Origin of the sequence: Zooshikella ganghwensis DSM 15267, assembly GCF_000428585.1 — a bacterium.
GTDB classification, from domain to species: Bacteria; Pseudomonadota; Gammaproteobacteria; order Pseudomonadales; family Zooshikellaceae; genus Zooshikella; species Zooshikella ganghwensis.
Genome location: NZ_AUAF01000151.1, coordinates 1 through 10,148, shown reverse-complemented (window position 1 = coordinate 10,148; position 10,148 = coordinate 1). Strand labels below are relative to the sequence as shown.

Annotated in this window: 11 protein-coding genes and 1 pseudogene; 1 reads left to right on the top strand and 11 read right to left on the bottom strand. The window is 39.9% G+C overall.

The window, feature by feature from the left end; all coding sequences use genetic code 11:
• The 9 genes and pseudogenes from F607_RS31040 to F607_RS0121525 all read right to left on the bottom strand — a co-directional run.
• Positions 1-1,460, bottom strand: a pseudogene (locus F607_RS31040) (DUF6531 domain-containing protein); the annotation flags it as partial.
• 58 nt (positions 1,461-1,518) lie between these two features.
• Positions 1,519-2,727 (bottom strand): hypothetical protein, encoded by a 1,209-nt coding sequence (locus F607_RS33130; protein ID WP_157365560.1) that lies wholly within the window; start codon positions 2,725-2,727, stop codon positions 1,519-1,521.
• Positions 2,728-3,587: 860 nt separating this feature from the next.
• The gene (locus F607_RS0121555; RefSeq protein WP_038292024.1) at positions 3,588-4,331 is read right to left on the bottom strand and encodes a hypothetical protein; all 744 of its coding nucleotides are present in this window, start codon (positions 4,329-4,331) and stop codon (positions 3,588-3,590) included.
• Between the two features lie 119 nt (positions 4,332-4,450).
• Complete coding sequence (locus F607_RS0121550) at positions 4,451-4,900, bottom strand: hypothetical protein (RefSeq protein ID WP_027709732.1); 450 nt, start codon at positions 4,898-4,900, stop codon at positions 4,451-4,453.
• A 97-nt stretch (positions 4,901-4,997) separates the two neighbouring features.
• Positions 4,998-5,561, bottom strand: a complete 564-nt coding sequence (locus F607_RS0121545) for a hypothetical protein (protein ID WP_157365559.1) — start codon at positions 5,559-5,561, stop codon at positions 4,998-5,000.
• Positions 5,562-5,735: 174 nt separating this feature from the next.
• The gene (locus F607_RS0121540; RefSeq protein WP_027709730.1) at positions 5,736-6,215 is read right to left on the bottom strand and encodes a GNAT family N-acetyltransferase; all 480 of its coding nucleotides are present in this window, start codon (positions 6,213-6,215) and stop codon (positions 5,736-5,738) included.
• Positions 6,203-6,490, bottom strand: coding sequence for a type II toxin-antitoxin system TacA family antitoxin (locus tag F607_RS0121535; protein WP_027709729.1), 288 nt, complete (start codon positions 6,488-6,490; stop codon positions 6,203-6,205). The genes F607_RS0121540 and F607_RS0121535 overlap by 13 nt, the downstream gene beginning before the upstream one ends.
• Positions 6,491-6,881: 391 nt before the next feature.
• Complete coding sequence (locus F607_RS0121530) at positions 6,882-7,625, bottom strand: hypothetical protein (RefSeq protein WP_027709728.1); 744 nt, start codon at positions 7,623-7,625, stop codon at positions 6,882-6,884.
• 127 nt (positions 7,626-7,752) lie between these two features.
• Positions 7,753-8,355, bottom strand: a complete 603-nt coding sequence (locus F607_RS0121525; protein WP_027709727.1) for a hypothetical protein — start codon at positions 8,353-8,355, stop codon at positions 7,753-7,755.
• Between the two features lie 149 nt (positions 8,356-8,504).
• Between F607_RS0121525 and F607_RS0121520 the strand changes: the two genes are divergently transcribed.
• Entirely contained in the window at positions 8,505-9,035 is a 531-nt protein-coding gene (locus F607_RS0121520; protein ID WP_230400447.1) for an NUDIX hydrolase, read from the top strand.
• 10 nt (positions 9,036-9,045) lie between these two features.
• On the opposite strand, the gene F607_RS0121515 is transcribed toward F607_RS0121520, so the two are convergent.
• On the bottom strand, positions 9,046-9,492 hold the full coding sequence (locus F607_RS0121515; RefSeq protein WP_027709725.1) for a hypothetical protein: 447 nt from the start codon (positions 9,490-9,492) through the stop codon (positions 9,046-9,048).
• A 38-nt stretch (positions 9,493-9,530) separates the two neighbouring features.
• The coding region (locus tag F607_RS31030) for a hypothetical protein (RefSeq protein WP_038292020.1) at positions 9,531-10,148 on the bottom strand (618 nt) is incomplete at its 5' end.

The window sequence follows — 10,148 nt, the reverse complement described above, 5'->3', positions numbered from 1 at the left end:
GCGCAGTGTTCGGTTTGTTGGCCTTCGACTTTCACCACTTTATGCACGCCATTAATCACATTGAAGTGATAGGTGGTTTTTTTGCCTAAAGGATTAGTCACCGTGGTGCTGTTATTGGTGTGGTATTCCAGGGAGGTTTTTTCTTTGCCTCCTGCGTGCTCAGAACTAATCGCACGACCTTTATCGTCGTATTTCCAGGTAGCAAAGCGTTTGCCATTACCATCGGTGATACCCGTTAAATGGTGAGGAAACCAAGGGTTTTCATAATGGAATTGACGGGCATGGCCATCAGGATACGTGATTTTTTGTAAAGCAGTGTTATCACGCCAGGTGAAGGTAATCGGTTTATGGTTCGATTCGGTGGCTGATTGTAACCGCTGCTGATCATCCAGGGTCAGGGTTAAACGATTGGCTTGACTATCTACCACTTCGACCTGAAGATCCCCCCAGGTAAAGGTGAATACCCTACCTAAAGGCTGTTCTACCCGTAAAATACGGCCCTGATCGTCATAATACTCTTGCTGCCCATAGTAATTAATTAACCAGGTCGCCCCATGCTTAGCCGTTGATGACAGTTGAATCGCTCCTGCCGCTAGTGGGGTCCAACCACTCCCGTTTTGTTCAAACACTAAGGTGTTGCCATCAGGTCGGGTATATTGTTTTGCGGTGGTTAATTGATTAAAGGGCGTCAGTTGATAATGGAAATTATGATGCCACACATCATCGTCACTGTTATACGACAACTGTAACGGCAAAGCACCGTCAATAACTGACTCTACATGGTATTTATTCCCGGTGGCAATACGCACGGGATTACCAGCCGCAGGTGTCGTATCCGGAGCATTACAACTGCCTTCGCCCTTATCGGCACTGGGCTTGGTTTTACACTTAGGCGGATAGGCTAATGCATCCAGGCCATAAGGACACGTAGGCACAGGGGTATCACACTGCTCTTTCTTTTTAGCTAATAGTCCAGAGTCACATTCAAAACGACAGCCATGGCCAGGGACGGCTTTTGCGCCTATTTCTGAGCAGCTTTGACAAGATGAAAGTGCATAATAAACGTGCAATGTACTTAAACGAGGATAATATTCACGGCATTTGCCTCTATAATATACGCTTTGATGATATAATACTCTACATTCATTAAACTGCGCTGAACACTTATTGTCGTCACAGCCTAAGAATGTAATGTTTTTTGCAAGTGTGAACATACGTTGATAAACAAGATTTCCACCACTATGTCTTATATGACTTTCTTCATACAAACAGTCATATATTTGAGTGAAAACGCTTGATGGTGTACTGCCTCTAGCTGTGCCACACCTCCCAAAGTCATTGCTATGATACATTGCAGAAGAACCATCAGGACATGCATGTTCTGCAATTGAATTACTTGAACTAAAACAAAAAAATAATGCAAATACTATTCGATAAAATTTTGTAGAAAAAAACGGCATAATTTAATTAAGCTCAATAAAAATAATACGACTCATAAAACATCTAATTTGACTGCGTTTATTTTTTTATTAACCGACCGTGTTCGTCATAGCGATACTCAACCCGCTCACCACGGGTAATTTTGGCAGTCGGTAAACGCAAGGTGTCGTGCCACTCGGTCACTACCTCGTACTGATTGGGTGTGCCTACCGCCACCGTGCGCTTAGTCTCCAGGCCACGGTCATTGTATTCAAACGCCGTCACCATCCCTATCCAATCGGTCTTGGATTTCAGCAAACCGTTATCGTAATAGGTATATTCTTTATTGGCCGCCGCGCAGTGTTCAGTTTGTTGGCCTTCGACTTTCACCACTTTATGCACGCCATTAAATACCTTGAAATGATAGGTGGTTTTTTTACCCAGCGGATTGGTGACCGTGGTGCTGTTATTGTCGTGAAATTCAAGGGAGGTTTTTTCTTTACCTCCAGCATGCTCAGAACTAATAGCACGGCCTTTATCGTCGTATTTCCACGTGGCAAAGCGTTTGCCATTACCATCGGTAATACCTGTTAAATGCTTTGGAAAGGTTGAATTATCATAATGATACTGGCGAATACTGCCGTCAGATTGGGTGACTTTTATCAGCTTATCATCATCACTCCATTCCAAGGTGGTAGGCTTACCATTGGGTTGAGTAGCCGAAACCAGCCGCTTTTTATCATCAAAGGTGAGGGTTAAACGGTTACTCTGCTGATCCTGGACAACGAGCTGTTGATCGCTCCAGGTGAAGGTTTGGGCCGTGCCGTGAGGTTTTTCGATACGGAGTATACGGCCTTCATCATCATAATACTCATGTTGTCCATAGTAGTTAACGAGCCAAGCCGCACCATATTCAGAGCTTGTAGACAGTTGAATAGCGCCTGCTTCAAGTGGTTTCCACTCATTACCCATATTTTCGAAAAATAAAACTTGCCCATCAGGACGAGTGTATTTTTTTACATGGACATATTCTTCAAGTGTACTAAGCATATAGTTAAAATTATGATGCCACTTGTCATCACTACTGTTGTACGTTATTTCTAGTGGGAAATTGTCACCTAAAAGTGATTCAAAGTGGAATTTATTACCTGTCGCGATACGAACGGGATTACCTGCTGCAGGAGTTGTGTCTGGAGAGTTGCAATCGCCTGTACCATTTTCTTGTGCTTTATAATCAGAAGTAGAAACACAACCTACCCCTGATATTGGCGTTGTTCCACTTGAGCATGATCTACATCGCCCCTTCATTTTCCGGGAACCAGTAGTTGGTTCATTATACTCTACACATCCATGTCTATTTTGTAGTCCACACGTAGTAATTTTATACTGACAGTTTGCCCAGTTAACTCTAGATTTACTGCTATTTTTTCTAAATTGACAGTGACCGACAGATAAGTCTTTTGCCAAAGGCCGGGCACAACGGTAGTGATCTAGTAGTGCTTGAGCTGGTGAAGGACTGGGAGATGAACAAAAATATATATCATTAGCTACGCTATAATAAAAAATTTCTCCAGATCCACATTGGCCAGCAAAGGAAGAAAAGCTAGCAAACAAAGTGAAAAAAAGGAAAAGAAAGTAACACCACTTCTGCTTATATGAGACTAATGTATTTACGTTAACCACAACTGCCCACAACCCTATCAGCGTAAAAAGTTCATATTTTAATCAGATATACATCACAAGTCACTGATGAAATATTTCACTTTATTGATTTGGCTTGGTTTGTTGTGCAAATAGACGACAACTTAGGTCTATCGTGCTTAACTTTTAGGCAAAATAACGGAATGGTCTACTACGAAAGTACAGTTAGAGTTTCTTGATTGAGCCTATACTCATAAAAAATAGCCGATAACCCTGCTTACTGGCTATTTTCAGGCAGGCCTGTGGTCTTACCAGTAAAGACCCTTGGCGCAGTATCAAAGAGATACCTGGAACTCCACAAGCATCAAATAGTGACTACCTGAAAAATGCTGGATTATTTTGACTAAGGGAAGGATGGATCAAAATTCATTATCCTAACGGATAAATTAAATGAACCGCCCTGTGAGGGTCCGCATGCAGGGTGGTGTGGAGAGAGGTAGATACTAGCTCTTACCGATTAAGCGCTTTTACGCCCAATGTATTTCAATATGCTTATTGTTAAAATCATGATCATCTATGCTTCCCTTATGTTCGCACCACATTGAAGAAGGAAGCCCACTCATACTAATACTTTTGCGATCGTCAATAAGCCCACCTAATGCCTGAAACTCTATGAATCGATTAATCATCTCGATAACGCTAGCGGAAGTTTCTGGAGTTACGTTATGCACGCTTAGATCTGGTCGTGCGAACAGTCTCAAGCCTCTAGTATGATACCAAAAGCTTCCATCTTCTTGCTTAGACACTAATATCGTGGTGTGCTCAAAAGGCTTAAATTCTTTGGGTCCAAAAACGAGTTCTCTCCAGTCATCTGGTGCCCACCATTTGAATCTCTGAGGCTCATAAACACACACGCCGCCATTATCGAGAAAGTAAGTTACCAAGCCGATTGTATTTCGTAGGTAATCCAGGGTTTCTTGATCTGGCGCTTCCAAGCTAACAACCATACAACTCGGTGCTGCTTTAACTTTTTCAGCTAGTCCAGGATTCTCCTGGGACAGTTCTTCCCATAGATAACCCTCCCTTAAGCTGTCTCTATAATCGGGGGCAGCTGCATCATGGTATTTTTGTATTACGGTACCTTCAGGTAACTCCGTAAAATTATATTTAGATGCTGATATATTTACACCATCCTCAAATTCGCCAAATACCACGAAAAAAGAAAATATCGAATCTTCTGAAGGAGTAAAATAGTTACGATTCCATTCCATACTAATCTCGCTTAACTATTAGTGAACGTAACTCTGACGCAAAACCTAACCTCATTGTAGGCCCTATGGTTACTAGTTTCCAGCCTGGATGGTAGGGAGCATATCTTACCTAACTTATTTTATTCTGCAGTATCCCAGTGACAACCAATATAAACATTATCTGTTTCCAGAAATACACTTTGATAATTCCACTTATCGCAAATTAAGACCAAACGCTTTATTTTTCCAAGCTCTGAAAACGCCGGAGGCTTTTGCAACAGCTCATCGAATCTGTATAAACTACTTATTATTTTTTCATAGTAAGATTCGGCTTCTTGAGGCCTCTTTTCCAAAAATTTGCATACATTTAAATCTTCCTGAAATTCACTTTCTGACTCGTAATCAAACGAAGACCAATATCTTAGGGTAATAAGAATAAATTCATCACTGTTACATTCAGATTTTTGGCAAAAATGTATTTGGGTCGTTGAGAGTCGATATTCGTATACACAACGTACTCCTAGGTGACGATAAAAAGATACCTTTCTAGCTTTCTTTATCAATCTTTGTTTAAGCTCAACTGAACTCATACACTTTCCTAAAGTTAACTACTAATGAGCGTCACTCTAGGCCCTATGGCTAACGGTATCCAGCTATTACCCGAGTATATGTTCATGAACATATAAATTAAATACACCATTCCCTACTAGTGGTTGTTTTGGTTACAGTCGCCAACTCCAAAGCTTCAGCCAGGCTCGGATAGTGTTTAGAAAGAGATTCTTTAGCTTTTATCAAGTTAAAGTCGTGGGCATATCGCAAAACCTCTGAGGCAGAATAAAATTCAAAGTCACCAACATAGATTACCCGTCCTTCGATACTGTTGAATGCCACCATGGATGTACCATTGCATGCAACAAACCGGGGGGTATAAGCGCCAATTCCTTCGGGAAGAACTTGATCGATAACATATGCTCCATCATCGGATAGAGGTGATAGCTTAGTAACTATATATCCGTTTTCAGGAAATATGTTTGCAGCTAAAAACTTCATTTCATCACGTTCCCACTTCCCATTTTTAAAATGTCCAGGCTGCACGCCTATACGATACCGGGGAAAAACTCCCATAACAACAATTGCGTCTTTTCCAGATAACTTATAGCCAGATTTGAGATTACTGAAATTTGGTAATCCTGCACACCCTGCAACAAAAATTACACAGAAAATAACTGCCAAGTATTCTGTTTTTAACAACTTGAACCTACTTTGATCTAATAAAACTGAAATGAGATAAATTCCTAAAATCACATAATGAGGCTATAGAAAAACAATAATGAACATTAGCTTGTCTACAACCTGTATTTACTTTTTTATTACCTAGCATTTAACCAAACCCAATCAATATTCACTGCATTTAATGACAATTGCTTATCTGGGTAAGGTTGTCATTAATAGCATTGGATCTAGTGGTGAGGTTAAGAAGCCATTTTTTTCATAAAATGCCTTTGCCTCTTCGGATATCGCATGTACAAGTAAGACTTTAATACCTGCGTGCTGAGCCGCTTTCACCGTACGTAAGATGGCATCTTTTAATAGACCTCTGCCTAAGCCAAAACGTTTATAACTTTGATCAACTGCTAGCCTACCAAGAACCATCGCGGGTATAGGATCAGGCATATTACGCCTTACTTTGCCAGGGGCATCTTTATGCAAAATACTACCAGTGGCTAAAGAGTAATAGCCTATTACTTGATCATCATTACATACAACAAATGTTCGTGAAGCCCCTTGCTTTTCATTTTTAATGGCTCTTTTTTTTAGAAAATCATTTAGTGATGCTACGCCACAATCAAACTGCTCTACTTGATGATCTGCGCTAAGTGGCACTGGAGCGCTTATTTCTCCCATGGAGACTTACTCGCTAGCAACTCCTCTAGAGCTCTAGTGGGTGGCTGGTTAAGAGCATCCTCAAAAGCGTTCATTTGCTGTTCACTGGCAAAGAATAGTCGCTGGTCAAGTAGAACCTCTTCAGCCTCCTTGCATGCCGCATCAAGCATGAAATCAGTTCTGCTTTTATTCGCAATAAGGGCTGCTTTGTCTATCAAGAGCTGTTGCTGTGTTAAGGCCCTAATATTGATTGTCTCTTTACGCTTTTCTGCTTTAGGTTTCTGTATATTGGGCATCGGTCTAACCTGTGTATACACATTGTAATTACATAAATGATAGAATTATGTATACACATTGTCAATACAATAACTCTTTACCGTCCCCGAATCCCCTCTATAAGTATTGTTTACCACCCCTACAAGCCCCGTAATTACTGATTTTCTAGGGTATAGGGTGCTTTAGCAAAAACATCTTATAAGTATGGTTACTGGAATTTTTTCAGAGGTGGTTTTTTATTCTGGGTGAGGAAGGAGCACTAGGGGCACTAGTAGAGGACGGTTAAATTAAAAAGTAGCTAATTTACTGCCTTTCTTATTAAAGTATTCGATAGAATTTAATAAAAGATGGCTTATATATGCTCTTCAAAATAAATTCCACTCGATAAACGAGTGGAATGAATAATAAACCTTATAAAATACTGGGTGACTCTCCCTTAACTGCACCGGCAAAGTAAGCATCTAAAGCCTTTAAAGGATCATTTATAAGGTGGTAATTTTTAAAATCACCACCTTTTACATAAAATAACCCTCGATGTTGGCCAGTGAGATCGCAAACAATCAAATCTGAATTTGAGCACTGAATAAATACCCTTAAATCACTGCCAGGCAATTTATCATACATAAACTTCGCACCGGATAAATCCTGCTCATGATCCTCACAGAAGTTTTTGATTTCTCGCCAATCGCTAAAACTAGAGGGTAAATCGTAGCCATATGGCCCAATTCCTGCTGCCACAGCAAGGCTATCCATTTTTTCATAAAAGCAGTCAAAACCAGCCGGAAGACAAGATAAGTACGCCTTTAAATAGTCTGTTATTGTGGCTTCAGAGGGGTTTATAAGAGGTATTCCCGCAGTGATTAATTTCTGGCCACACTTAAGTCCCCACCAATAAGACTTACATTCTTTTCCAAAATCATTGAGTCCAATGCCTATAGAGACACTTTCCAGCAATTGGATTCTAGAGCATTCAGCTGTTAGTACCTGATACAATTTTGGAAATGACGTCTTCAGTCCACTAAAAAAAGCTTCATTTCCATTATCTATTGCACAAAGTAATTCACTTGGAATTCGATATACAGCCTCTTCTGGAAATTCAGAAGAAACCATATAGCAGGCATTAAATTCAGAAAAATCATTTTCTGTGTATGACATACTCACTATTTACCTTTGGAGTCTAATGCTGGCTACTGTTTGACTCCTTTGCATTTCTGTTCACGAACAATGTAGTAGTCAAAGTGTCATGGGTAAGCTAGCTGCATTAATGTATTCAGTATGATGTTTAACCCATACCTAGCGTATTATTAGACAAGTCAGCAAACGGTAACCATTGGATTGTTGTATTGCTGTTACCGTCAGTAAGTCCTGATAAAATAGTTTCTAAGTACTCTCTGGGAATATGGCAGTGACTACTGTAATAAAACAATCCCACACCACAACAAAAGCATAGTTGCTCTATGTGTAATGCTTTATCAACTTGACGATTTAAATTGGCATCAGTATAAGCAAAAAGTGATTCCCCGGTTGTTTCATTGTTGTATTCACAAACAATGTATTTTGGATTGAATGCCAACGTGATAACAGAGCCATGACTGGAACGTAAGTAAATATATCCCTCATCAGCAGGCAGTCCGAGTTCAATGATCGCTTGTAATGAAGCCATATTAGTGTTTGTTGATAACGAGGAATCTACGCTCCACTGCGTTCCAAGAGGAGAAATATACTCTGTACTGACTGCCTGTGATAGAGCTTCTTCCATAGGTTTTAAGTCACCAGCCTTAACCCAGTCGTTAAATGCTCTTGATGCCTGTCGCTGTTCAGGAGATATCTGTACACATACAGCACATAATCCATTATTCCTGCTTGCTGTAGCAGGCAAGATCATATGTTCACATTCAGTGCACTTTACTCTGTTCTCTGACATATACTGCTTGTGCCTTTTAATGGTAATGTATTTAGCTTGCGGCTTTGAAATTTAAGGTCACTTAAGTGATCTTTAGTTAAGACTAAACCTTTGTCCTATTGGTAAAAGTAATGGAAATCAAATACTGCTCTCAATGTGGGTCTCCTGTTGATAGCGCCACTCCAGCTAAAGATAACTTTAAACGTTATATTTGTACCCAATGTAACTTTATTCACTATCAAAACCCTAATATTGTCACTGGCTGTCTAGTGCATAAGGGCGATCAAGTCTTACTCTGCAAGAGGAGCATTGAACCTCGGTATGGATTGTGGACAGTTCCAGCAGGTTTCATGGAAAATGGTGAAACAACCCGACAAGCAGCCCAAAGGGAAACCATTGAAGAGGCTGGAGCAACAGTTGAACTTAAGAACTTATTTGTAATAGCAAACCTGACTCACGCAAATCAAGTGTATATGCTGTACCGTGCAGAACTAAAGGGTGATAACTTTCAGCCAGGCTATGAAAGCAGCGATGTTAAGCTATTTGATGAAGCTCAAATCCCTTGGGATAACATTGCTTTCTACACGGTAAAACTAGCCTTAAAACATTTCTATAGTGACATACAGAAAAAACAGTTCAATCTACATGAAATAGATTTTTAGTCATAACAGGCTACTTCATACCAGCCCAATTAAATGCAACTAACTCCCATGTTTTACCCTGTAAGATACACTTTAAGTCTTCTTTTTGCAGTAGAAGGTCCAAGTAAGTCATAAATGAGTCCATTTTATCCAGGGTAGAACCAGGATAACTAAGCAACCTAAAAGGATCTGGCTGTTCAAGTAGCTTATGCTTTTTAAGCCAGTCTTCGAGATTGAATACATCATTGTTTTCAGTATTTACTAGATTAACTAAAAAGTAACCTTTATCGTTAGACCTAGGATGGTAAATTACTTGAATAGCTCGCATATCACTATTTGCATAGTTGAATACAAAACTTTCTCCAAGTACTTCTGTCCCAGGCCTATGCTCTACACTACCAAGCTTCATTCCGAGAGAAATAAAACTTGGTACAACCGCAAGCTTACTTTCTAAAGCTTTTAAATTCTTATCAATCATGCAGTTGTACCTAAAAGCAAAATTATTGGTTGATAAAACTAGTAGCCATTAATATTTGTTAAATCAATTAACTTATTCGATGGCGCATTTCCAAATATGGCGTTAATTTCACCACTATAAAATGGGCCTAAATCTGTCTTGTTGTTTGGATTGCCAATATCAATAACAGTATACCCTTCTTTACGAAGTTTCTGTGCCCACTTGATATTCTCTTTATAGAAAGTCGTTTGATGAATTATTTCATCTGGTAGAATCTCAACTCCGTGCTCTTTCCGTAATGATGCAATTTCATCAAACCACTCTTGCTTAATTTGCTTACCTGCAAAGAGTTCTGTCTCATAACCTTTTTCGCGAAGCTTACGAGCAAAATCGACCACACCATACTCTCCACGCTTTTCAATTTGTCCCATTGATCGTCCAATAACAGCAACCTTTCCATTATTTCCTACAAGAATACGCTGAGTTTTTACCCCCTGGAAACTTAAGTTTGATATTTCTTTAATTTGTGAAGTCGACAAAGGAACATGCTTAGTTTTTGGGTCGACCTCAATAGAGCTTGCTCCACACGTCCGCTTAGAGCCATTATGCACCAACGCCCCTTGCTGCCCCACAAAGTACGTGTGGTAGTCCTTGACTTCCAGGTTGTAGACGCTTTG

What these genes read in the sequence shown, in the direction of transcription:
- F607_RS33130 (WP_157365560.1), bottom strand. Translation starts at nt 2,727, where the DNA reads ATGAAGGGGCGATGTAGATCATGCTCAAGTGGAACAACGCCAATATCA.
- F607_RS0121555 (WP_038292024.1), bottom strand. Translation starts at nt 4,331, where the DNA reads ATGGAATGGAATCGTAACTATTTTACTCCTTCAGAAGATTCGATATTT.
- F607_RS0121550 (WP_027709732.1), bottom strand. Translation starts at nt 4,900, where the DNA reads ATGAGTTCAGTTGAGCTTAAACAAAGATTGATAAAGAAAGCTAGAAAG.
- F607_RS0121540 (WP_027709730.1), bottom strand. Translation starts at nt 6,215, where the DNA reads ATGGGAGAAATAAGCGCTCCAGTGCCACTTAGCGCAGATCATCAAGTA.
- F607_RS0121535 (WP_027709729.1), bottom strand. Translation starts at nt 6,490, where the DNA reads ATGCCCAATATACAGAAACCTAAAGCAGAAAAGCGTAAAGAGACAATC.
- F607_RS0121530 (WP_027709728.1), bottom strand. Translation starts at nt 7,625, where the DNA reads ATGTCATACACAGAAAATGATTTTTCTGAATTTAATGCCTGCTATATG.
- F607_RS0121525 (WP_027709727.1), bottom strand. Translation starts at nt 8,355, where the DNA reads ATGATCTTGCCTGCTACAGCAAGCAGGAATAATGGATTATGTGCTGTA.
- F607_RS0121520 (WP_230400447.1), top strand. Translation starts at nt 8,505, where the DNA reads ATGGAAATCAAATACTGCTCTCAATGTGGGTCTCCTGTTGATAGCGCC.
- F607_RS0121515 (WP_027709725.1), bottom strand. Translation starts at nt 9,492, where the DNA reads ATGATTGATAAGAATTTAAAAGCTTTAGAAAGTAAGCTTGCGGTTGTA.